The sequence below is a fragment of the Kitasatospora sp. NPDC023118 genome (assembly GCF_055560875.1).
Window position 1 is genome coordinate 149,150 of record NZ_JBVHHW010000004.1, and the last position, 21,243, is coordinate 170,392.

The window sequence follows — 21,243 nt, forward strand, 5'->3', positions numbered from 1 at the left end:
GGCTCACAGCCGGGGCGCGATCTCTTCGGCGAAGATGCGGTGCCGCTCGTCGGCCGGCAGGTGGCAGGCCGCGAAGTGGCCGGCCGCGGCCTCGGTCAGCACCGGGAGCTCGCTCGTGGAGCGCCCGCCGGTCAGGGCGGCGTACGGGCAGCGCGGGTGGAAGGCGCAGCCCGACGGCACGTTGATCAGGCTGGGCGGGGTGCCCTTGACCGGCACGAGGCGGTCCTGCAGCTCCCGGTCCAGGCGCGGCATCGATCCCAGCAGGCCCCAGGTGTAGGGGTGTTCGGGCGCGTCGAAGAGGGTCTCGGCGGGGCCGCGCTCGATGCACTTGCCGCCGTACATGACCAGGATGTCGTCGGCGAGCTCGGCGACCACCCCGAGGTCGTGGGTGATGATGATGACGGCGGAGCCGAACTCCTCCTGGAGGTCGCGGATGAGGTCCAGGATCTGCGCCTGGACGGTGACGTCCAGGGCGGTGGTGGGCTCGTCGGCGATCAGCAGCGAGGGGTCGTTGACCAGGGCCATGGCGATCATCGCGCGCTGGCGCATGCCGCCGGAGAACTGGTGCGGGTAGTCGTCCACCCGGCGGTCCGGCTGCGGGATGCCCACCCGGTCGAGCATCTCGATCGCACGGGCCCTGGCCTGCTTCTTGGAGGCCTGGGGGTGGTGCACCCGGTACGCCTCCGTGATCTGCGCGCCGACCGTGTAGTAGGGGTGCATCGCGGTCAGCGGGTCCTGGAAGATCATCGCCAGTTCGCGGCCGCGCAGTTGGCGCACCCGGTCCGGTCCGGCCGCGATCAGCTCCTCGCCGCCCAGCCATATCTCACCGCTGATCCTCGCCCGCTTGGAGCGGTGCAGGCCCATGATGCCCAGCGAGGTGACGGACTTCCCGGAGCCGGACTCGCCGACGATGCCCAGGGTGCGGCCCTTGTGCAGGTCGAAGCTGACCCCGTCCACCGAGCGGACCAGGCCGTCGTCGGTGTCGAAGTGGATCCGCAGGTCGCGGACGGACAGGAACGGGTCGCCCAGGGGCGTCGGCGCGGCGTCCGCCGGGGCGGAATCGGCGTCCGCCGGAGTCTTCTTGAGCTCGGTCACGAGAGCCTCACGCGGGGGTCGACGAGGGCGTACAGGAGGTCGACCACGAGGTTGCAGACGACGATGAAGAAGGCGGCCAGCAGGGTGACGCCGAGGATCTTGGGCAGGTCGTTGTCGGTGATCGCCTGGACGGCGAACTGGCCGATGCCGTTGAGCGAGAAGACCTGCTCGGTGATCAGCGCACCGCCGAGCAGCAGACCGAGGTCCATGCCGAAGATGGTGACGATCGGGGTGAGCGCGGAGCGCAGCCCGTGCTTGACGACCACCTTGCGCTCGACCAGGCCCTTGGCCCGGGCGGTGCGGATGTAGTCCTCGCTCATCGTCTCCAGCATCCCGGCACGGGTGAGCCGGGCGTAGAGCGCGGAGTAGAGGAAGGCCAGCGAGATCCACGGCAGGATCAGGTTGCGGGCCCACATCAGCGGGTCGTCGGTGAAGTTGACGTAGTGCAGGTTGTCCAGGATCGGCCACTCGTAGCTGAACACCGTCAGCAGCAGGGCGCCGGTGAAGAAGACCGGCAGCGAGACGCCGGCCAGGGCGACGCCCATGGAGAGCCGGTCGAAGATCGACCGCGGCTTGAGGGCCGAGATCACGCCGGTGGTGATGCCGGAGAGCAGCCAGAGCACCGACGCGCCGATGGCGAGCGAGATGGTGACCGGGATCCGGCTGGTCATCAGCGGCCAGACCTCGAGGTGGCTCTTGAAGGAGTAGCCGAAGCAGGGCACGTGGCAGGTGGCCGGTTCCGGCCCGAACTTGTAATCGGCGCCTGCGACCAGCGCCTTCAGGAAGTGCCAGTACTGGGTGTACAGGGGTTGGTCGAGGCCGAGGTTCTGCTTGACCGCGGCGATCGCCGTGGGCCCCGGGTCCTTCCCGATGTACTGCGCGGCCAGCTGGTCGGTGGTCTCGCCGGCCAGGCGCGGAAGCAGGAAGAAGATCGCGAAGGTGACGGCGCTGACGACCAGCAGCAGCACCGCGGCCGCGAAGATCCTGCGGATGATGTAGGCAAACACAGTTGGGCGGCTCCGGCGGCCCGCCGCCGTCCGGGGTCTTCCGGACGGCGGCGGGCGCCGCTGCCTTCACCTGCCTTCAGGGATGCGGAGCCAGGCTCTTACTTGGTGGTGCCGATGTTCAGGTCGTCGTACTCACCCGAGAAGGCCGAGGTGGAGGCCACGTTGGTGGCGCTGTCCGAGCGGTACAGGAAGACCTTGAAGTCGGTCAGCGGGACGTAGGCCGCGGACTCCATGACCTTCTTGTCGATGTCGCCGTAGATCTTCTCGCGGGCCGCCCGGTCGGGGTTGACCGCGGCGTCGTCGATCATCTTGTTGACGGCGGGGTCGTTCAGCTGGGCGAGGTTGCTGTTGCCGGAGGGCTTGATCGCGCGGCCGTCGACGATCTGCTGCAGGAAGCCGTAGCCGGTCGGCCAGTCGGCGCCCCACTGCATCATCATCAGACCGATGTTGTGGTCCTGGGTGAACTGCGGCGCACCGGCCGAGTCGGTCAGGTACTTGCCCTGCGGGTACTGCTGGATCTCGACGTTGATGCCGATCTTCTTCAGCTGCGCCTGGATGGCGGTGGCCGCGGCGACCTCGGTGGCGCGCTCGGTGCGGGCGGACAGGACGGTGCTGAAGCCGCCGTCCTTGCCGCAGGCCTTCAGGGAGTCCTTGGCCTTGGCCTCGTCACCCTTGTTGTCCTTGGTCTCGTACAGGTTGAAGTCCTGGTGGCCCGGGATGTCCGGCGGGAGCACGGTGTTGGCCACCTGGCCGCGGATCGGGCCGCCGAGCGCGGTCTGCACCGAGACCTTGTCGATCGCGTACTGGACGGCCTTGCGGCAGTCGATGTTGTCGAACGGCGCGACCTTGGTGTTGATCGCCATGTAGACCAGGCGGCCGCCGTAGGCGTTGTCGGTCTTGGCCTTGAGCTTCGGGTCGCGCAGGATCTGCGCCTGGGTCTGCGGGTCGACGCCGCCGCCCACCAGGTCGACCTGGGCGTTGCCGGCCAGCAGGTCCTTGTCGATGGTGGCCTGGTCGATGTTCATCTTGAGCACGATCTTGTCCGGCAGCTGCTTCCGGATCGGGTCGGTGCTCTTGTCCCAGTTGGTGTTCGGCACCAGGACGGCCTGCTTGCCGTCCTCGTAGGACTCGAACTTGTAGGTGCCCGAGGACACGATGTGCTTCACGTAGTCGGCACCGGTGTCCTTGGCCTGCGGGACCGGCGCGGTCTGCGGGGCGCTGACCAGGTAGTCGAAGTCGGCGAAGGGGTGCTGGAGGTGGAAGACGATCGTGGTGTCGTCCGGCGTCTCGATCGACTTCAGGTCGCCGGTCTTGTCCTTGTACGGACCCTGGTACGGCGTCGGGTTGTCGACCAGCAGGTCGTGGAAGTACGTCGGGCCGTTGGAGTTCACCTCGGGCGCGTAGTTCGAGCGCTCCACGGCGTACTTGACGTCCTTGGAGGTGATCGGGGTGCCGTCGTCGTACTTCAGGCCGGCGCGCAGCTTGTACGTCCAGGTCAGGCCGTCCGCGCTGGGCTGGCCCATCGACTCGGCGAGGTCCGGGACCAGCTTGTTGCCGTCCGCGCCCGCGGCCGGGTTGAAGGTGGTCAGCGGGCGGGCGTACAGGCGCGAGAAGTTGTAGATGTACGCGTAGTAGGTGTTGCCCGGGTCGAGGGAGTCCGGGGTGCCCTTCATCTCGTAGGTGACCGTCCCGCCCTTCTTGTCCGAGGCGTTGACGATCTGCTTGGTTGCCGCGTCGGCGCCGCCGCCGCTCGCGTCGTTGGAGCCGGCCGAGGACGAGGAGCCGCTGTCGCCGCTCTTGGAGCTGGACGAACAGCCGGTGACGACCAGGACCGCGGCGGCGGCCGCGGCGGTCAGCGCGACGGTACGGGACCTACGCATGGGTGAGATCAACCCCTTGAGGATGTGGAGGAGGGAGTGTTCTGACGTGATGTCAGTTGCTCTTGGGATCGAGGGCGTCACGCAGCCCGTCGCCGAGCAGGTTGAACGCGAGCACGGTGATGAAGATCGCCAGACCGGGGACCACCATGTACTGGGGGTCGACCTGGTAGTAGTTCTTCGCGTCGGCGAGCATGCCGCCCCAGGAGGACTGCGGGGGCTGGATGCCGACGCCGAGGAAGCTCAGCCCGGCCTCGAAGAGGATGTTGGTCGGGATCAGCAGGGTCGAGTAGACCAGGATCGGGCCGGCCAGGTTGGGCAGCAGTTCCTTGAACAGGATGAACGGGCCGCGGGCGCCGAGGCTGCGGGCCGCGTGGACGAACTCCCGCTCGCGCAGCGACAGCGTCTGTCCGCGCACGATCCGGCCCATGTAGGGCCAGTTGAAGAAGCCGATCACGAAGATCAGCACCATGATGTGCAGCGGGAGGCCGTGCAGGCCGAACGCGCCGCCCTGGAGCGAGGCGGAGATCGCGATGGCGAAGAGCAGCAGCGGGAACGCCAGGAAGACGTCCATCAGCCGGCTGATCAGGGTGTCCACCCAGCCGCCGTAGTAGCCGGCCATCACGCCGAGCACACTGCCGATGGTGTTGGACAGGACGGTCGCGCCGAAGGCGACCAGCAGGGAGACCCAGGAGCCGTCGACCACGCGGGCGAGCAGGTCACGGCCCTGCAGGGGGTCGATGCCGAGCGGGTGGTCCGCGCTCATGCCGCCCCAGTCCCCGAGCGGCAGGCCGCCGAGGTTGGCGTCCAGCAGGTCCGGGTTCGGGTTGTCGGGGTCGAGCCCGAACAGGGCCTCGATCGGCCCGGACAGCACGGCGAGCAGGATCAGCAGGATCACCACGATGCCGCCGGCGACGGCGGCCTTGTCCCGCTTGAAGCGGGTCCAGGCGATCCGACCGAGGGAGCGGCCCTCGATCGTCTTGGCCGGGCTCGCGGTGGCTGGCGCCTCCGGTTCGTTCCCGGTGGTGGTCACGGATGCGGTCATGGTCAGTTGGGTCCCCTCGCCGACGGTGGCCGGCCCACGGGTGCCGGGCGCCGGCTTCGGCGGTGCGGCTGCGGACGTGCGGAGGTGCTTAGGAGGAGCAGGTGTTCGCGGCAGTGCTTCGTGCACAGGTACTGCCGCCACGCGGGATTGGGCGTCGCGTGGTGGAGCGGTCGGCGTGCGCGCTCACCTTTGTGGGGTATCCAGTACGCGCGGTGCGTTGCGCAGAACTCTCTGCCATCCGAACTGGCTTGCGCCAGCCCTGCCAGGCGACAGATGCCCAACTGTGATCTGCACGCATGCACCTCCGCGGTCATCGGCATATCCCTCTTCACATGGCTGTAACAGCCATGCCAAGATGTGCGGACCCCGACGGAGGGGTAATTCGTCCGGAAAACACCGAAGCCGACCTGATGGTGAATCAAGTCGGCTTCGCGGTAAAGGTTTTAGCTGGAAACGGGGTTTGGCAATCAGCGGCCGGGGTATCCGTGCCACGCCTGCGGGGGCTGCTGCCCCCAGCCCGGCGCGGGCGGCCGGGTGCCGTAGGCCCATCCCGGTGTCGGCTGCCCCGGCATCGGCTGACCCGGCATCGGCTGACCGGGCATCGACTGCCCCGGGTACGGCGGCGGCGCCGCCGTCGGGTACGGGCCGGCCGGCGGGCGGCCCGCCTCCCGATCGAAGAACGGCCGCGCGTTGGCGCGCATCCACAGCGCCACCGGGTCGTACTCGTCCGCCATCGCCACCGTGGACACCGCGAGCCCCTCCGGGGCCACCGCGATCGCCCGCTGCATCAGTGCCCGCACCGCCTCCACGGCCGGCGGCGAACTCTCGTACAGGTCCAGGCCGATCGCCAGGTACGGCTCCCCCACCGCCGGCTGCACCCAGGCCCGGCGCAGCGCCCGGACCGCGCGCACCTCACCGGCCTGCCGCTCCAGCAGCGCGAAGAACTGCTGGGCGTTCACCTGCGGCTCACTCAGCTTCAACGGACCGGCCGGCAGCCGGTCCAGGCCCGCGGCGATCCGCCGCAGGTCCGCCCAGGGCACACCGACCCCGCCGCCGGGAGCGTGCGGGTTGAGCCACAGACCCCAGCGGGTGCGGTACAGGGAGGCGGCGATCTCCCGCCCGGAGATGACCTCGTGGGCCCGGGCCCAGCCGGAGGCCGTCAGCTGCTCGGGCGAGGTCACGGCCGGCGCGTAGCCGTGGCCGCTGATCTCCATGTTCCCGTACTGCGCGTCCGGACTGCCCGGCGTACCGTGCCAGAGCAGCATCCAGACCTGGCCGTCGGCCAGCGCGTGCAGCAGCCGCTCGTACGCGTCGTAGCGCTCCGGCGCGACCTCGCGCAGGGCGTGCTCCATCGCGCCCGGATCCGCCGCCGGGCGCCCGGCCGGAGCCTGGCCCCAGGGCCCCGGCACACCGCCCGTTCCCGCTCCCGCACTCATGCGCCCACCTCGCCGCGCCTCTTTCCTCAACCCAGCCGGCCCGTCGGCCGTCTGCACGCACCCTATGGCGCGGCACCGGCCACCGCCACGGCGACGTGCCCTTGATGCGATCCCCGCTCACACCCGCGTGTAGAAAGGCAGTACCCGGGTGAGCAGCCACTCGACCACCGGGTCCTCGGCGAGGTCGAGCAGCACGAGGTGGACGCCACCCGGCAGCGGCGCGGTTCCCAGTGCCCGGCCGAGCGCCTCGTTCACCGCGCCCGGGTCGGCCGGGGCGGCCGGATCCAACTGGACGCCCACGAACATCACGGTCGGTTCGCCCTCGATGCTGGCCAGCGCCCGGCGCGCGGTCAACACCCCGGGCAAGGCCGACAGTTCGGCCCGGCAGGCGGCCAGGAAGTACTCCGGGTCCTCGCCCGGCACCGGCTCGCGCAGCGCCACCCGGCCGCCGGTCGGCGCCTCCGCGGCGTGCTCGGTGTGCTCCCAGCGGTGGCCGTCACGTGGCCCGCGGCGCAGCTCCGCCACGCCCTGTGGCGGCACCGGGATGCCCACCGCGGCCTCGGGGTTGACCGCGATGCCCACGCCCAGCGGCAGTCCGCGGGCGAACTCCCAGGCCGGCGCGATCGCGAAGGCCATCCCCGGCGCCTGCTGCAGGAACACCTCCTGCGAGGAGAACACCGGCACGTACGGGGCCCCGGCCAGCTCGATGGTCGGCAGGTCCAGCGACTGCCCGCCCGGGTCGCCCCCGGCCGGCAGCGGGATCCACACCTGACTGCGGGCCAGCACCTCGATCACCCGCGGCGTCGCGCCCGGGTCGCCGAGCGCGGCGGTCAGCACCTGCTCCAGCTCGTTGGCCGGCCACGCACCGCCGGGCGGCGCCGCCTGCGGCCCGTCCCACCCCTGCTGCTGCTCCACCGGGTACCCCATGCGCGCCTGAACCGCCCTCTGCCGGTCGGCCGCCCACTGCTGTGCCGACGCGGAAGAGTTTAGGGCTCGTGTTCGCCTCCATGTCGTGTGACCGGGTCCCCCCTCCCCTCGTCCGCGGGGACGTGCCATGATGTGCGCGTCCGACGGCATGCGCCGCGGGCCCCCACAACTCCACACCGGCCGCTCGAACCCGCGCGGGAGAGCCCGGAGTGCCGCTCAGGCGGTACAGCCGGCGCCGAAGGAGCAAGTCCTCCCCGGAATCTCTCAGGCCCCCCTACCGCACGGGTTAGGCACATCTGGAAAGCGGCGCACGGCCCTGTCGCGCGCCCACCCACGGTGCAAGCCGCCATGCTGTCCTGGATGCTGGAAACAGCTGCGGGCGGCCGCGGTGAAGCTCTCAGGTCCGACGACAGATGGGGAGACCCACGCCGCCGCATGCCCGCGCGCAGGGTCGGTCCCCAGCGGGTCCGGTCCCGGCGCGTGCACCCCTGAGTGCCCCGACCGAGGAGTTCCTGGCCATGTCGTCCCTCCGCCTGACCGCGCTCGACGCGCTGCACCGCGCCCTCGGCGCGACCATGACCGACTTCGCCGGCTGGGACATGCCGCTGCGCTACGGCAGCGAGCGCGAGGAGCACCTCGCCGTCCGCACCAAGGCCGGCCTGTTCGACCTCTCGCACATGGGCGAGATCACCGTGACCGGCCCGCAGGCCGGCGAGATGCTGGACCACGCGCTGGTCGGCTTCGTCTCCGCGCTCGGCGTGCTGCGCGCCCGCTACACCATGATCTGCGCCGAGGACGGCGGCATCCTGGACGACCTGATCGTCTACCGCCTGCGCGAGGACGCCTTCCTGGTCGTCGCCAACGCCTCCAACGCCCAGCTGGTCCTGGACGAGCTGATCGCCCGTGCCAAGGGCTTCGACGCCGTCGTCACCGACGACCGCGACACCTACGCGCTGATCGCCGTCCAGGGCCCGGAGTCCACCGCGATCCTGGCCAAGACCACCGAGGCCGACCTGCCCGGCCTGAAGTACTACGCGATCCTCCCGGCCCGGGTGGCCGACCGCGACGTGCTGCTGGCCCGCACCGGCTACACCGGTGAGGACGGCTTCGAGATCTTCTGCCACCCGGGCGACGCCGAGCAGATCTGGCAGGCCCTGACCGCCGCCGGCGAGGGCCACGACCTGGTCCCGTGCGGCCTGTCCTGCCGCGACACCCTGCGCCTGGAGGCGGGCATGCCGCTGTACGGGCACGAGCTGTCCACCGACCTCACCCCGTTCGACGCGGGCCTGGGCCGGGTCGTCCGCTTCGACAAGACCACCAACGACGGCGCCTTCGTCGGCCGCAAGGCCCTGGAGCAGGCCGCCGCCGCGGCCGAGACCAACCCCCCGAAGGTGCTGGTCGGCCTGGTCTCCGAGGGCAAGCGGGTGCCGCGCGCCGAGTACACCGTGGTCTCCACCGAGGGCGCCCCGATCGGCCGGATCACCTCCGGCGCGCCGTCCCCGACCCTGGGCAAGCCGATCGCGATGGCCTACGTCGACGCGGCCCACGCCGCCCCCGGCAGCACCGTCGCGGTGGACGTGCGCGGCAAGCACGAGCCGGTCCAGGTCGTGGCGCTGCCGTTCTACAAGCGCGCCCGCTGAGGCCGTCCGGCCGGGGCCCCCGTTCCTCCCATACCCGCACGTCGAAGCCGTCCGCGCGGCGGCCCGCTTCGTCGTACCCGCTTCCCATCCTGGAGAATGACGCCATGAGCAACCCCCAGCACCTGAAGTACACCAAGGAGCACGAGTGGCTGACGGCCGCCGAGGACGGTGTCTCCACGGTCGGCATCACCAAGCACGCCGCGGACGCGCTCGGTGACATCGTCTACGTGCAGCTGCCCGAGGTCGGCGACGAGGTGACCGCCGGCGAGACCTGCGGCGAGCTGGAGTCCACCAAGTCGGTCAGCGACCTGTACTCCCCGGTGACCGGCGAGGTCGTCGAGGTCAACCAGGACGTCCTGGACGACAACGCCCTCGTCAACAGCGCCCCCTTCGAGGGCGGCTGGCTGTTCAAGGTCCGGGTGGAGTCCACCGACGAGCTGCTCAGCGCCGCCGAGTACGACGCGCTCACCCACGCCCAGGGCTGAGCCACCCGCCGGGACGGGCCGCAGCACGGCGGTCCGTCCCGCCCCCACCGTCCCTCCGCTCTCCTCCTCCCGGGAAGACCACACCATGACGGTTCTCAACCAGTCCCTGCACGCCCTCGACCCGGAGATCGCCGCCGCGGTCGACGCCGAGCTGCACCGCCAGCAGACCACCCTGGAGATGATCGCCTCCGAGAACTTCGCCCCGGTGGCGGTCATGGAGGCCCAGGGCTCGGTGCTCACCAACAAGTACGCCGAGGGCTACCCCGGCCGCCGCTACTACGGCGGCTGCGAGCACGTCGACGTGGTCGAGCAGATCGCGATCGACCGCATCAAGGCCCTGTTCGGCGCCGAGCACGCCAACGTCCAGCCGCACTCCGGGGCGCAGGCCAACGCCGCCGCGATGTTCGCGCTGATCCAGCCGGGCGACACCATCCTGGGCCTGAACCTGGCCCACGGCGGTCACCTGACCCACGGCATGAAGATCAACTTCTCCGGAAAGCTCTACAACGTGGTCGCGTACCACGTGGACGAGAAGACCGGCCAGGTCGACATGGCCGAGGTCGAGCGCCTGGCCAAGGAGCACCAGCCGAAGCTGATCATCGCCGGCTGGTCCGCCTACCCGCGCCAGCTGGACTTCGCCGAGTTCCGCCGGGTCGCCGACGAGGTCGGCGCCCTGCTCATGGTGGACATGGCGCACTTCGCCGGCCTGGTGGCCGCCGGGCTGCACCCGAACCCGGTGCCCTACGCGGACGTGGTCACCACCACCACCCACAAGACCCTGGGCGGTCCGCGCGGCGGCGTCATCCTGTCCAAGGCCGAGTTCGCCAAGAAGATCAACTCCGCGGTCTTCCCCGGCCAGCAGGGCGGTCCGCTGGAGCACGTGATCGCGGGCAAGGCCGTCGCCTTCAAGATCGCCGCCTCGGAGGAGTTCAAGGAGCGCCAGCAGCGCACCCTGGAGGGCGCCCGCATCCTCGCCGAGCGCCTGCTGCAGGACGACGTCGCCGAGGCCGGCGCCAGCGTGCTGTCCGGCGGCACCGACGTCCACCTGGTCCTGGTCGACCTGCGCAACAGCCAGCTCGACGGCCAGCAGGCCGAGGACCGGCTGCACGAGGTCGGCATCACGGTCAACCGCAACGCCATCCCGAACGACCCGCGCCCGCCGATGGTCACCTCGGGCCTGCGCATCGGCACCCCGGCCCTGGCCACCCGCGGCTTCCGGGCCGAGGACTTCCGCGAGGTCGCCGACATCATCGCCGAGGCGCTCAAGCCCGCCTTCGACGAGACCGTCGCCGCCGCGCTCAAGGCCCGCGTCACCGCGCTGGCCGAGAAGTACCCGCTCTACCCGAACCTGGGCAACCAGGAGTAAGGGCCGGCAGTAGGTGACCCGCCGGTAAGTTACCGACCGGTAGGGTGATCGGCCTCACCCCTGGAACGTCCAGGGGACTCCGGGGCACCCCGCACACTGGACAGTGTGCGGGGTGCCCCGTTCCGTGCCCGCCCCGACCGCAAGTCCTTCCACGAGACCAGACAAGGACGTCCCCGTGGCCATCAGTGTCTTCGACCTCTTCTCCATCGGCATCGGCCCGTCGAGCTCCCACACCGTCGGCCCGATGCGCGCCGCCCGGATGTTCGCCCGCCGCCTGCGGTCCGAAGGCCTGCTGACGCAGGTGACGTCCGTCCGGGCCGAACTGTACGGCTCGCTGGGCGCCACCGGCCACGGCCACGGCACCCCGAAGGCCGTCCTGCTGGGCCTGGAGAACAACTCGCCCCGCACCGTCGACGTCGACCAGGCCGACAAGGACGTCGAGCGGATCACCGCCGAGAAGCGGATCAACCTGCTCGGCGAGCACGCCGTCGACTTCGACCCCGACAGCCAGCTGGTCCTGCACCGGCGCCGCTCGCTGCCGTACCACGCCAACGGCATGACCCTGTGGGCGTACGCGGCGGACGGCTCCACGCTGCTGGAGAAGACCTACTACTCGGTCGGCGGCGGCTTCGTCGTCGACGAGGACGCGATCGGCGCGGACCGGGTCAAGCCCGACGACACCGCGCTGCGCTACCCCTTCCGCACCGGTGAGGAGCTGCTGCGGCTCACCCGGGAGACCGGGCTGTCGATCTCCGGCCTGATGCTGGAGAACGAGAAGGCCTGGCGCAGCGAGGAGGAGATCCGCACCGGGCTGCTGGAGATCTGGTCCGTGATGCAGGAGTGCGTGCGGGCCGGCATGAGCCGCGAGGGCATCCTGCCGGGCGGTCTCAAGGTCCGCCGCCGGGCGGCCGCCGCGGCCCGGGCGCTGCGCGCCGAGGGGATCGGCCCGGCCAACGCGATGGAGTGGGTGACCCTCTACGCGATGGCGGTCAACGAGGAGAACGCCTCCGGCCGCCGGGTGGTCACCGCGCCGACCAACGGCGCGGCGGGGATCATCCCGGCCGTCCTGCACTACTACCTGAACTTCATCCCGGGCGCCGATGAGGACGGCATCGTCCGCTTCCTGCTCGCGGCCGGCGCCATCGGCATGCTCTTCAAGGAGAACGCCTCCATCTCCGGCGCCGAGGTCGGCTGCCAGGGCGAGGTCGGCTCCGCCTGCTCGATGGCCGCGGGCGGCCTCGCCGAGGTCCTCGGCGGCACCCCCGAGCAGGTCGAGAACGCCGCCGAGATCGGCATCGAGCACAACCTCGGCCTCACCTGCGACCCGGTCGGCGGCCTGGTCCAGATCCCCTGCATCGAGCGCAACGGCATGGCCTCGGTCAAGGCCGTCACCGCGGCCCGGATGGCGCTGCGGGGCGACGGGCGGCATCACGTCTCGCTGGACAAGGCGATCAAGACGATGAAGGAGACCGGCGCCGACATGAAGATCAAGTACAAGGAGACCTCGCGCGGCGGCCTCGCCGTGAACGTCATCGAGTGCTAGGGAAACCGGCTCTGACCTGCATGTTTCTCCCTTTCTGAGCTGTTCTGTCGACATCTACTGGGGGCGAGGCCGACGGACGGGTCCTCTGACGACACCTCCCTGGGGCGGATGCGACCGCCGTGGAGAGCGCACATGCCCGACGCGGGCACGGCCATGCGGCCGAGGGCGGTGGAGTCAGCTCAGGAGGTCGTCGCGGGAACGAGGTGATCGAGTCCCCGCGCGCTGCCCGTCGCGGCCTCGATCGAGCGCGGCACCATGACGCTCTCGTAGGTGCGGACGGCGCCGTCGACGCTGGATTCGGTGACGAGGGCGCGGGCGAGGTCGGCGCCGTCGAGCATGGCGAGATTGGCGCCCAGCCCAACCGGAGGCATCAGGTGCGCGGCATCGCCGAGCAGCGTGACACCGGGAACGTGCTCCCAGGTGTGCGGGGCGGGCAGGACGAACAGGGGCCGGTTGATGAACCCGGTGTCACTGTTGCGCAGGATGTAGCGCAGGCTCTCGTCCCAGCCGTCGAACATCCTCAGCAGGTGCGTCCGCACGGCTCGCTGGTCGCCGAGGTCGATACCGGCGGCTTCGTGCCAGTCCTGCGGCGCGCGGAGCGCGATGTAGGCGCGGATGTGGCCGTTGCTGTTGCGCTGGGCGACCAGGGACCGGCCTGCGCCCTTCGCCAGCATCGATCCGTTGCCGACCAGCCGCGCGAGGTCGGGATGGCGGGTGTCGCAGTGGTCGAATCCGGTCTCGACGAAGGTGACACCGGTGTAGCCGGGTGCGGCGTGCGACAGGGCCGGGCGGACGCGCGACCAGGCGCCGTCGGCGCCGACCACCAGGTCGAAGTCCTCAGCGATGCCGTCACCGAAGAGCAGTCGGCAGGTGCCGTCCGCCAGCGGGGTGACCTCGCTGACGGCGCGCCCCCACCGCACCGTGCCCTCGGTGAGCGAGTCCAGGAACAGGCCACGCAGTTGGCCTCGATCGATCTCCGGCCGGCCGCCGGCGGCGGAAGGCCCCTGGTGCGCCAGGAGGGCGGCGTCGGCGAAGTCGAGCACGCGCCACTCCTCTCCTTCGGGGCGGGCCAGGGCTTGGAATCGGCCGAGGAGCCCGGCCGCCCGCAGGGCGGCCTGACCGGTGTCGGCATGCAGGTCGAGGGTGCCGCCCTGCGGGCGGGCGTCGGCGGAGGCCTCGCGTTCGAAAACAGTGACGGAGCGGCCGTGTTGCTGCAGGACTCGGGCGCAGGTGAGGCCGCCGAGGCCGGCGCCGACGATCGCGATGCGGGGAGCACGAGCAGAGTTCATGGGAGTGTCCCTCGGGAGGTGGATGAGCTGCCGGGAGCGCCCGGCAGCACCAAGAAAGCACACTCATGAAATAAGTGCAACGACTCAACTTTCATAGTCGCTGCACCCTGGGGTATGGTGAGCGGGTGACCGAACCGACCGGGCGCCGCGAGCGCAAGAAGGCCCAGACCCGCCAGTCCCTGGCCGACGCCGCACTCGAACTCTTCCTCGACCGCGGCTACGACCAGGTCGGCGTCAAGGATGTCGCCGATGCCGCCGATGTCTCGGTGACCACCCTGTTCAAGCACTTCTCCGGCAAGGAAGCCCTGGTCTTCGACCAGGACGACGACCTGGAGGCAGCGCTCGTCGCCGCCGTGCGCGACCGCACCCCCGGCCAGTCGATCCCGCAGGCGCTGCGCGATCACATCCTGCTGAACCAGACCCAGTTCGCCGTCCATGCCACGGACCCGCGGTTCGCCGACTTCACGCGCATGGTGCAGGAGACCCCTGCGCTGCGCGACTACGCCCACCGCATGTGGACGCGCCACGAAGCGGCCCTGGCGCGGGCCATCGCCGAGGCTGTCGGCGCTCCCGAGGACGACGTCAGCTGCGCCGCCCTGGCCCGTTTCGCCCTTGAGGCCCGCGGCCTCATCCTGCGGCACACCGAGCCGAGCCGCGCCGCGGACGAGGCCTTCGCGTTGCTCGAACACGGCTGGGCGGCCTCCCACCCGGGCAGCTGACCCGTCCTCCGGACGGGCCGAGCCGACCTGTGCCCGCCGCCGCGCAGTCGCGCTTCGCGGCCCGCAGTTCCACCGTGAGGTCTGCTACGTCGCGCAAGTACAAGGAGACCTCGCGCGGCGGCCTCGCGGTGAACGTCATCGAGTGCTGATCACGGCGGTCTGAGCGGGCCCCGGGCCAACTCGTCTTCCGGGACGGCGAGTTCGATCCCCTCCAGGCGGCGCAGCAGGGTCGGGAAGACCAGGTGGCCCTCCAGCCGGGAGAGCGGCGCGCCCGGGCAGAAGTGCGGGCCGTGGCCGAAGGTGAGGTGGCGGTTGTTCTTGCGGGCGATGTCCAGCGCGTCCGGGTCCTCGAAGACCTTCGGGTCGCGGTTGGCGGCGGCGATCAGCAGGTGGACGAAGGCCTCCTTGCCGATCTCCACCCCGCCGATCTCCATGTCCTGGGCGGCGACCCGGAGCGTGCCGCGGTAGCTGGGCGCCTCGTAGCGCAGGAACTCCTCCACCGCGGAGACGACCAACTCCGGCTTCTCACGCAGAAGTTCCAGCTGGTCGGGGTGGCTGAGCAGGGCCGACAGGCCGTTGCCGATCAGGTTGGTGGTGGTCCGCTGGCCGGCGATGATGACCAGCGACATGGTCGAGGCGATCTCGTCGGTGGTGAACACGTCCTCGTCGGCCGCGCGCAGCAGCTGGCTGACCAGGTCCTCGCCGAGGTCGGCGCGGCGGGACTCCAGCAGGTCCAGGAGGTACTGCTCGTACCTGGCGCTGACCTCCTTGAGCCGGCGGTTCTCCTCCTCGGTGTGGTAGGGGGCTCCGCCGAGGATCGGCGCCCAGCTGTAGAGCATCGCCCGGTCCTCGATCGGGACGCGGAGGTACTCGAAGATGGGTGCATGCACCCCGGCCGCAAGGGCGCGCTCACCAAGGAGCTGCTCGCCGTCCTCGACCTGCTGCTGTACGGGGCCTTCTCGGAGCCCGAGCCCGGCACCATCCGGGCCTGAGCGGCGCCGCCTCCCCGCAGGGGATGGAGGCGGCGCACCGCTGCGGCTACGCGTCCGCCGGGCGCAGCCGCCCGAAGAAGGCCCTGATGTCGGCGGCCAGCAGGTCCGGCTCCTCCATCGCGGCGAAGTGACCGCCCCGGTCCAGCTCCGTCCAGCGCACGATGTTGTTGGTCCGCTCCGCGATGTGCCGCAGGACCAGGAAGTTCTCCTCCGGGAACAGCGCCACGGCGGTCGGGGCGGTCGACGGCTCGGCCGGCTGGCCCCAGTAGTCGGCGTGGGTGCGCTCGTAGTAGAGCCGGGCCGAGGACCCGGCCGTCCCGGTGAGCCAGTAGAGCATCACGTTGGTGAGCAGCTGGTCCCGGTCGACGGCGTCCTCGGGGCGTTCCGCGGAGTCCGTCCACTCCTTGAACTTCTCGGCGATCCAGGCCAGTTGACCGACCGGCGAGTCGGTGAGGCCGTACGCGAGGGTCTGCGGCCGGGTGGTCTGGATGTCCGCGTAGCCCTTGCGCTCCCGGTTCCACTCGCGCATCCGCTCCCAGGAGGCCAGCGTCCGCGCCCGCTCCGGCGCGGAGAGCCCGGCGAGCTCCTCCTCGGTGGGCTCGCTCTCCGCCGCACCCCCCGGGATCAGGTTCAGGTGCACCCCGATCACCCGCTCGGGGTGCACCCGGCCGAGCTCCCGCGAGATCGCGGAGCCCCAGTCGCCGCCCTGCACCCCGTACGAGTCGTAGCCCAGCCGTCGCATCAGTTCGGCGAAGGCCGCCGCCACCCGCCGGTACTCCCAGCCGGTCTCCCGGGTCGGACCGGAGAAGCCGAAGCCGGGCAGGCTCGGGATCACCAGGTGGAAGGCCGGCGAGGGGCCCGCCCCGTGCGCCCGGGGGTCGGTGAGCGGTCCGATGAGCTCGGCGAACTCGACGATCGAACCGGGCCAGCCGTGCGACAGCAGCAGCGGCACCGCGTCCGGCTCCGGCGAACGGACGTGCAGGAAGTGGATGTTGGCGCCGTCGATCGTCGTGGTGAACTGCGGCCACTGGTTGAGCCGCGCCTCGGCGGCCCGCCAGTCGTACTCGTGCCGCCAGTAGTCGGCCAGCTCCATCAGGTAGTCGCGCGGGATCCCGTAGGCCCAGCCGACCCCCGGCAGCTCGTCCGGCCAGCGCGTTCGGTCGAGGCGCTGGCGCAGGTCCTCCAGGTCGCTCTCCGGAACGGCGATGCGGAACGGGTGGATGCCTTCATCGGGCGGCGTCGTCATATCCGCTGATCGTAGTCGCCCGAACACGGTCAAGATCACGGAACGGCGCCATCCGACCGCCCCTCAGCCCCGCTCCTCCAGCCGCGCCGCCACGGCGGCCAGCCGCCCCATCGCACGGGCCACGGCCAGGCCGTCCATGTAGTCCCGGACGTGCACCAGCCGGCCGTCCCGGACCCGCAGCACGAGCAGCCCCGGCAGGCTGAACGGCCTGCCGGTGGCGACGTCGGTACCGATCACGCACTGCTCGACGGTGAGCACCTCAGGATCGGTGCTCGGGTGGACGGCGACCTCCCGGATCTCCTGCGGCCGCGCGGTGCTCGCACCCCACGCCGCCCGGTACCCGGCCCGGACCTCCTCCCGCCCCCGGTACCGCTCGGGCATCCCCGGGAACAGGAACGGGAACTCGTGCACCCCGTCCTCGGCGTACAGCTCGGCCAGCGCATCGGCGTCGAGGTCGAGCATCGCCCGACGGTAGCGGGCGAGCACCTCCAACGGACCCGCGAACTCCGCCATGACCAGTCCCCCGTCCTAGACAAGCCGGAACGCCAAGAGCCCTGCACCACACGCGACATGGCCCCCGACGATCACACGATCACCTCACCCTAGCCACCGGGCTGTTGCTGCGCAGGAAGTCGGCCGGGCCGACTTCCTGCGCAGCAACTGAACTACCGGCGGCCCGGAAGCGTCAGGAACGCCAGCCCGCCCGCGAGCACCGCGAGCCCGCACCAGGAGACGGCCGGCAGCCGCTCCCCCAGCGCCGCGACGCCGAGGACTGCGGCGACGGCGGGTTCGGCGAGCGTCAGCGTGGTGGCGGTCTGGGCGGAGGTGTGCCGCAGGCCGTGGCCGAACAGGCGGTACGCGAAGAAGGTGGTGATCACCCCGAGGTGCAGCACCACCCCCGTGCCCCGCGCCGAGGCCAGCCACTGCACCGAGCCGCCCAGCAACACCGGCAGCACCAGCAGCGCCGCCCCGCCGAACATCGCGCCCATCACCCCGCCGGACGGGTGCCCGGCCGCGATCAGCCGGCCGGCGATCAGCGAGTACACCGCGTACGAGAGCCCCGAGAGCGCCGCCAGCAGCACTCCGACGGGGTCCACCGCCGCGCCGCCACCGGCGAGTTCGGGCCCGAGCACCAGCACCCCGCAGCCCAGCACGGCCAGCGCCGTGGCCCCGGCCCAGCGCCCGCCGGGCCGGCCCTGCCGGGCGAGCCAGCCGAGCAGCCCGGTGAACACCGGCGCGCTTCCCAGGGCGATCACGGTGGCCACCGCCACCCCGGTGCGGGTCACCGCCGGGTAGAAGGTGAGCGGGTACCCCGTCACCGCGACGGCCCCCACCGCCAGCAGCCACCGCTCACGCGTGCCGCACCGCCGGGGCAGCGACCAGGCGGTGCGGTCGGTGAGGAACAGCAGCAGCCCGCCGAGCACCAGCGCGGCGGAGCCGATCCCCGCCGCCGGAGCGCCCACGGGCGCCAGCGAGCTGGCGGTCCCGGTGGTGCCCCACAGCAGCGCGGCGGCCAGGATCGGCAGCGGCCCGTCGATCAGCCGGGCAGGGCGAGCAGCCGGGGTCGGGCGAGTACGGGCAGGCGCAGACAAACGATTCGGCACAGTCGTGAACTTCCGTCGTCGAAGACCGTCAGGGGAACTGGTTCCGAGAACGGGCGCACGCCACAGCCCCACGGCAGCCACACCAGGCTGAACCGGGGGTCTCAGGGATCAAGCCACCGAAGCGCGCGCCCGATCAGGCGCTGAGCGGTGGCAGCACGGCGTGCCAGTAGAGCTTCACGGGCCTGATGCTATCCGCTCGCCCAGGAAGTCGACAGGGCCGACTTCCTGCGCAGGCGCCCCACCCGCTTCCGTGGCCCGGCATCGAGGAGACGCCGATGGCGCTGTCCGGCAGCCGGCACTCCGACGGCGTGCCGTACTTCGCGGGCGCCGAGGTGAGCACGTCGAAGGCGTCGTTCAGATGGGCTTCTCACTGGGCTGATACGCGGCGGAGAAGGAGGGGGGAGAACGAGCAGGAGCGCGAGAAGTCGGCCGGTCCGACTTCTCGCGCGGGCATGAGGGGAACGGAAGGCCGAGCAGCGGTTGGCGTCAGCACGGTAGCGTTGGTGACCATCCGTCATGTCAGCGCGAAGGAAGCGATGTTCACCATGGCCAAGGTGCGAGTTCCGGTGACGGCGGGGGCCCTGCTCGCCCTGGCCGCCGTGGCCGGGTGTTCCAGTGAAGGTTCACCGAAGGCGGTCGGCCCGACGGAGGCGATATCCGTCGCCCCGACAGTCAAGGTGACTGTGACGGACTTCCCGACCCGATACCCCATCCTGCCGGCCCCGACGCCCACGCTGACCGCCCCGGTCGTGGATCCGTCGATCGTCCTCGGGAGCGTCCTCAGGGCGTATCTGCCCACCGAGGAGACCGTCCCGTCGGGTTGGACCCTCAACAGCAAGTACGGCCCCAGCACCCCGTCGGACAGCGGATCGCAGGTGCTCTCCGCCACCACGGGGTTGGGGCCCACGGCGCCGTGCAGCGTCATGAACAACCTGACGGTGCTGGACGGCTACGCGGCGTACGCCCGCCAGAACATATGGTCCACCGACGGCGAGCACGCCGGCGGGGTGACCGTGGCCTCCTTCCGCGCCGGCGACGCGGCGAAGCAGCTGGGTGTGATCAGGGACTTCGCGGCGCGCTGCCCGTCGTTCACCGAGAAGGGCACGGGCCAGGGCCACAGCGATATCGAGATACGCCTCGTCGCCAAGCCGGTGGCCGGACTGGGCGACGAGGCACTGGACTTCAAGATGCTCCCGGAGGGGGGCTACCTGGGCACCGAGACGATCCTCGTCCGCATCGGCGACCGAGTGCTGGAGCTCCTGGTCAACGCCGACAAGTCAGGTGAGTTCCCTGACGACGCGGTGTCGCTGGCACGGGAGTTGGCCAAGCCCGTGAAGTAGCCGGTCAGTCGCCGTGGGGGTTGGCGGGGGTGGGGAGGGCGAGTTCGCACCAGGTGGTCTTGCCGATGTGGCCCTCGCCGCGCGGGTGCGCGCCCCAGGAGGCGGCGAGGGCTGCGACGAGTTCGAGGCCCCGGCCGGACTCGTCGTTGGGGGAGGCGTTCCGGATGGTCGGGAGAGTGGAGTTGGCGTCCGAGACCTCGATCCGGAGGAGGGAGGAGTTCGGGAGGAGGACGCGGACGCCGATCATGCGGTCGCGGGGACCCCGGGCGTGACGGCAGGCGTTGGTGACGAGTTCGCTGAGGAGGATCAGAGCGATCTCGGTGGACTCGACGGGCACCTCCCACTCGAAGGCCTGCCGCAGCAGACGGAGGCGGGCGCGGCCGGCGCTGCGGGGGTGGCGGGGGAACGTCCACTCGACGGCGTCGACGGGCTGAGTGATCATCAAAATCCTCGGGGTGTACGGAATGCTTCACTCACAAGGGCCGAGTTCGGCCATTTCACCCTTCAAGAGTCGGGAGCCAGGCATACCCTCAGTAGTCACACCGTCGGTACAGCGCGAGAGTTGACCGCTGCGTGACCAGGGACGATGAGGGGGCCGGGATGACGACGTCGAAGCAGAACCCGATGGCCTGGAAGTACTGCGGCGATCAGATCAAGCGGTGGCGCGAACAGGCCGGGGTCACGCGGGAGGAGTTGTGTAAGGCGTCGTGCTACGACTACGAGAGCGTGCGGTCGATGGAGGCGGGGAGGCGGAAGCCGTCGCTCAAGTTGCTCACGGTGGCGGATGAGTTGTGCAACGCGCGGGGGATGTTGCTGGGAGCGGCCGACTTCCTGAAACCCGAGAAGTTCCCATCCTTCTCACAGGACTTCATGAGATACGAGCCCGAGGCAACCGTCTTGAGCTCGTACGAGAACCAACTCGTTCCCGGCCTCCTTCAGACAGAGGCCACAGCCCGCGCCCTACTCCATGCACACTGGCCGCCGCTGGACGATGACACCGTCGAGGAGCGAGTAGCGGCACGGCTGGCCCGCCAGGAGATCCTCAGCAAGCAGACGAAGTCGTTCAGTTTCGTCATTGACGAGTTCGCCCTCATGCGCCAGGTTGGCACTGCCGCAGAACACAAAGAGCAGTTGGAACATCTCGTTGAAGTAGGCAAGCCCAGGCACATCGACGTTCAAGTGGCGCCTGCCACGTGCGTTCACCCGGGAGTCAACGGCCCGTTCGTTCTGCTGGAGACCGCCGATCACGAGCGTCTCGCATACGAGGAAGGCCAGTCCATGGGCTTCCTGTATGCCGACCCCGAGAAGGTTAATCTGCTGTGGCAGCGCCATGCGATGATCCTCCGGCAGGCCCTCGCCCCCGAGGAGTCGGCTCGTTTCATCAACAAGTTGGCGGAGGAGCTATGAGCACCAACCCAGTCTGGGTGAAGTCCAGCTACAGCGGCACCGAGGGCGGCAACTGCGTTGAGGTAGCCGCTTCCCCCTCCGCCATCCACGTCCGCGACTCCAAGGACAAGGCCGGCCCGACCCTCACCTTCTCCCCCGAAGCGTGGACCGCGTTCGTCTCCTTCGCCCCCGAAGCTCAAGCGGCACCGGTCGAGTGACCCTTTAGTTGAACGGGTGGGTAACTAC

20 protein-coding genes and 1 riboswitch are annotated in these 21,243 nt (G+C 70.6%); of the genes, 8 read left to right on the forward strand and 12 right to left on the reverse strand.

Annotated features, from left to right (window positions below; genetic code table 11):
* Positions 1–3: 3 nt before the first annotated feature.
* From ACZ3UD_RS06990 to ACZ3UD_RS07015, 6 genes are all read right to left on the reverse strand, one after another.
* Entirely contained in the window at positions 4–1,095 is a 1,092-nt protein-coding gene (locus tag ACZ3UD_RS06990) for an ABC transporter ATP-binding protein (protein ID WP_465583131.1), read from the reverse strand.
* Positions 1,092–2,102, reverse strand: a complete 1,011-nt coding sequence (locus ACZ3UD_RS06995; RefSeq protein WP_465583134.1) for an ABC transporter permease — start codon at positions 2,100–2,102, stop codon at positions 1,092–1,094. The genes ACZ3UD_RS06990 and ACZ3UD_RS06995 overlap by 4 nt, the downstream gene beginning before the upstream one ends.
* A 98-nt stretch (positions 2,103–2,200) precedes the next feature.
* Positions 2,201–3,982, reverse strand: coding sequence for an ABC transporter substrate-binding protein (locus ACZ3UD_RS07000; RefSeq protein ID WP_465583137.1), 1,782 nt, complete (start codon positions 3,980–3,982; stop codon positions 2,201–2,203).
* Between the two features lie 52 nt (positions 3,983–4,034).
* Positions 4,035–5,024: an ABC transporter permease gene (locus ACZ3UD_RS07005; RefSeq protein WP_465583139.1), complete on the reverse strand. Its 990-nt coding sequence runs from the start codon at positions 5,022–5,024 to the stop codon at positions 4,035–4,037.
* A gap of 467 nt (positions 5,025–5,491) precedes the next feature.
* The gene (locus ACZ3UD_RS07010) at positions 5,492–6,460 is read right to left on the reverse strand and encodes an enhanced serine sensitivity protein SseB C-terminal domain-containing protein (RefSeq protein ID WP_465583142.1); all 969 of its coding nucleotides are present in this window, start codon (positions 6,458–6,460) and stop codon (positions 5,492–5,494) included.
* A 117-nt stretch (positions 6,461–6,577) separates the two neighbouring features.
* Entirely contained in the window at positions 6,578–7,387 is an 810-nt protein-coding gene (locus ACZ3UD_RS07015; RefSeq protein ID WP_465583145.1) for an enhanced serine sensitivity protein SseB, read from the reverse strand.
* A gap of 185 nt (positions 7,388–7,572) precedes the next feature.
* Positions 7,573–7,677: riboswitch (glycine riboswitch) on the forward strand.
* Positions 7,678–7,905: 228 nt separating this feature from the next.
* Between ACZ3UD_RS07015 and gcvT the strand changes: the two genes are divergently transcribed.
* The 4 genes from gcvT to ACZ3UD_RS07035 all read left to right on the forward strand — a co-directional run bounded on the left by gcvT (position 7,906) and on the right by ACZ3UD_RS07035 (position 12,421).
* Complete coding sequence (gene gcvT / locus ACZ3UD_RS07020) at positions 7,906–9,027, forward strand: glycine cleavage system aminomethyltransferase GcvT (RefSeq protein ID WP_465583148.1); 1,122 nt, start codon at positions 7,906–7,908, stop codon at positions 9,025–9,027.
* Between the two features lie 104 nt (positions 9,028–9,131).
* Positions 9,132–9,512, forward strand: coding sequence for a glycine cleavage system protein GcvH (gene gcvH, locus ACZ3UD_RS07025; protein ID WP_465583151.1), 381 nt, complete (start codon positions 9,132–9,134; stop codon positions 9,510–9,512).
* A gap of 85 nt (positions 9,513–9,597) precedes the next feature.
* Positions 9,598–10,878, forward strand: coding sequence for a serine hydroxymethyltransferase (glyA, locus tag ACZ3UD_RS07030; protein WP_465583154.1), 1,281 nt, complete (start codon positions 9,598–9,600; stop codon positions 10,876–10,878).
* Between the two features lie 175 nt (positions 10,879–11,053).
* The gene (locus ACZ3UD_RS07035) at positions 11,054–12,421 is read left to right on the forward strand and encodes an L-serine ammonia-lyase (protein ID WP_465583157.1); all 1,368 of its coding nucleotides are present in this window, start codon (positions 11,054–11,056) and stop codon (positions 12,419–12,421) included.
* A 179-nt stretch (positions 12,422–12,600) separates the two neighbouring features.
* Here the strand turns inward: ACZ3UD_RS07035 and ACZ3UD_RS07040 are convergent, their stop codons facing one another.
* Entirely contained in the window at positions 12,601–13,710 is a 1,110-nt protein-coding gene (locus ACZ3UD_RS07040) for an FAD-dependent oxidoreductase (protein ID WP_465583159.1), read from the reverse strand.
* 125 nt (positions 13,711–13,835) lie between these two features.
* Here ACZ3UD_RS07040 and ACZ3UD_RS07045 point away from each other — a divergent pair, with 125 nt between their 5' ends.
* Complete coding sequence (locus ACZ3UD_RS07045) at positions 13,836–14,429, forward strand: TetR/AcrR family transcriptional regulator (protein ID WP_465583162.1); 594 nt, start codon at positions 13,836–13,838, stop codon at positions 14,427–14,429.
* 149 nt (positions 14,430–14,578) lie between these two features.
* Here ACZ3UD_RS07045 and ACZ3UD_RS07050 read toward each other — a convergent pair whose 3' ends face one another.
* The 4 genes from ACZ3UD_RS07050 to ACZ3UD_RS07065 form a co-directional block, all read right to left on the reverse strand.
* On the reverse strand, positions 14,579–15,319 hold the full coding sequence (locus ACZ3UD_RS07050) for a cytochrome P450 (RefSeq protein ID WP_465583165.1): 741 nt from the start codon (positions 15,317–15,319) through the stop codon (positions 14,579–14,581).
* 148 nt (positions 15,320–15,467) lie between these two features.
* On the reverse strand, positions 15,468–16,667 hold the full coding sequence (locus ACZ3UD_RS07055) for an epoxide hydrolase family protein (RefSeq protein WP_465583169.1): 1,200 nt from the start codon (positions 16,665–16,667) through the stop codon (positions 15,468–15,470).
* A gap of 63 nt (positions 16,668–16,730) precedes the next feature.
* Positions 16,731–17,180 (reverse strand): nuclear transport factor 2 family protein, encoded by a 450-nt coding sequence (locus ACZ3UD_RS07060; protein ID WP_465583171.1) that lies wholly within the window; start codon positions 17,178–17,180, stop codon positions 16,731–16,733.
* Positions 17,181–17,332: 152 nt separating this feature from the next.
* The gene (locus tag ACZ3UD_RS07065; RefSeq protein ID WP_465583174.1) at positions 17,333–18,259 is read right to left on the reverse strand and encodes a DMT family transporter; all 927 of its coding nucleotides are present in this window, start codon (positions 18,257–18,259) and stop codon (positions 17,333–17,335) included.
* Positions 18,260–18,774: 515 nt separating this feature from the next.
* Here ACZ3UD_RS07065 and ACZ3UD_RS07070 point away from each other — a divergent pair.
* Positions 18,775–19,611, forward strand: a complete 837-nt coding sequence (locus ACZ3UD_RS07070) for a hypothetical protein (protein WP_465583177.1) — start codon at positions 18,775–18,777, stop codon at positions 19,609–19,611.
* A gap of 4 nt (positions 19,612–19,615) precedes the next feature.
* Here the strand turns inward: ACZ3UD_RS07070 and ACZ3UD_RS07075 are convergent, their stop codons facing one another.
* A complete protein-coding gene (locus tag ACZ3UD_RS07075) occupies positions 19,616–20,053 on the reverse strand; it encodes an ATP-binding protein (RefSeq protein ID WP_465583180.1) in 438 nt (145 codons plus the stop codon).
* A gap of 131 nt (positions 20,054–20,184) precedes the next feature.
* Between ACZ3UD_RS07075 and ACZ3UD_RS07080 the strand changes: the two genes are divergently transcribed.
* Together ACZ3UD_RS07080 and ACZ3UD_RS07085 are read left to right on the forward strand one after the other, a co-directional pair.
* Positions 20,185–21,018: a helix-turn-helix domain-containing protein gene (locus tag ACZ3UD_RS07080; protein ID WP_465583182.1), complete on the forward strand. Its 834-nt coding sequence runs from the start codon at positions 20,185–20,187 to the stop codon at positions 21,016–21,018.
* Entirely contained in the window at positions 21,015–21,215 is a 201-nt protein-coding gene (locus ACZ3UD_RS07085; RefSeq protein ID WP_465583185.1) for a DUF397 domain-containing protein, read from the forward strand. The genes ACZ3UD_RS07080 and ACZ3UD_RS07085 overlap by 4 nt, the downstream gene beginning before the upstream one ends.
* Positions 21,216–21,243: the final 28 nt, after the last annotated feature.

Coding starts and splice junctions, on each gene's coding strand:
- ACZ3UD_RS07085 (WP_465583185.1), top strand. CDS start 21,015: ATGAGCACCAACCCAGTCTGGGTGAAGTCCAGCTACAGCGGCACCGAG.
- ACZ3UD_RS07075 (WP_465583180.1), bottom strand. CDS start 20,053: ATGATCACTCAGCCCGTCGACGCCGTCGAGTGGACGTTCCCCCGCCAC.
- ACZ3UD_RS07060 (WP_465583171.1), bottom strand. CDS start 17,180: ATGGCGGAGTTCGCGGGTCCGTTGGAGGTGCTCGCCCGCTACCGTCGG.
- glyA (WP_465583154.1), top strand. CDS start 9,598: ATGACGGTTCTCAACCAGTCCCTGCACGCCCTCGACCCGGAGATCGCC.
- ACZ3UD_RS07055 (WP_465583169.1), bottom strand. CDS start 16,667: ATGACGACGCCGCCCGATGAAGGCATCCACCCGTTCCGCATCGCCGTT.
- gcvH (WP_465583151.1), top strand. CDS start 9,132: ATGAGCAACCCCCAGCACCTGAAGTACACCAAGGAGCACGAGTGGCTG.
- gcvT (WP_465583148.1), top strand. CDS start 7,906: ATGTCGTCCCTCCGCCTGACCGCGCTCGACGCGCTGCACCGCGCCCTC.
- ACZ3UD_RS07015 (WP_465583145.1), bottom strand. CDS start 7,387: ATGGGGTACCCGGTGGAGCAGCAGCAGGGGTGGGACGGGCCGCAGGCG.
- ACZ3UD_RS07040 (WP_465583159.1), bottom strand. CDS start 13,710: ATGAACTCTGCTCGTGCTCCCCGCATCGCGATCGTCGGCGCCGGCCTC.
- ACZ3UD_RS07000 (WP_465583137.1), bottom strand. CDS start 3,982: ATGCGTAGGTCCCGTACCGTCGCGCTGACCGCCGCGGCCGCCGCCGCG.
- ACZ3UD_RS07005 (WP_465583139.1), bottom strand. CDS start 5,024: ATGACCGCATCCGTGACCACCACCGGGAACGAACCGGAGGCGCCAGCC.
- ACZ3UD_RS07010 (WP_465583142.1), bottom strand. CDS start 6,460: ATGAGTGCGGGAGCGGGAACGGGCGGTGTGCCGGGGCCCTGGGGCCAG.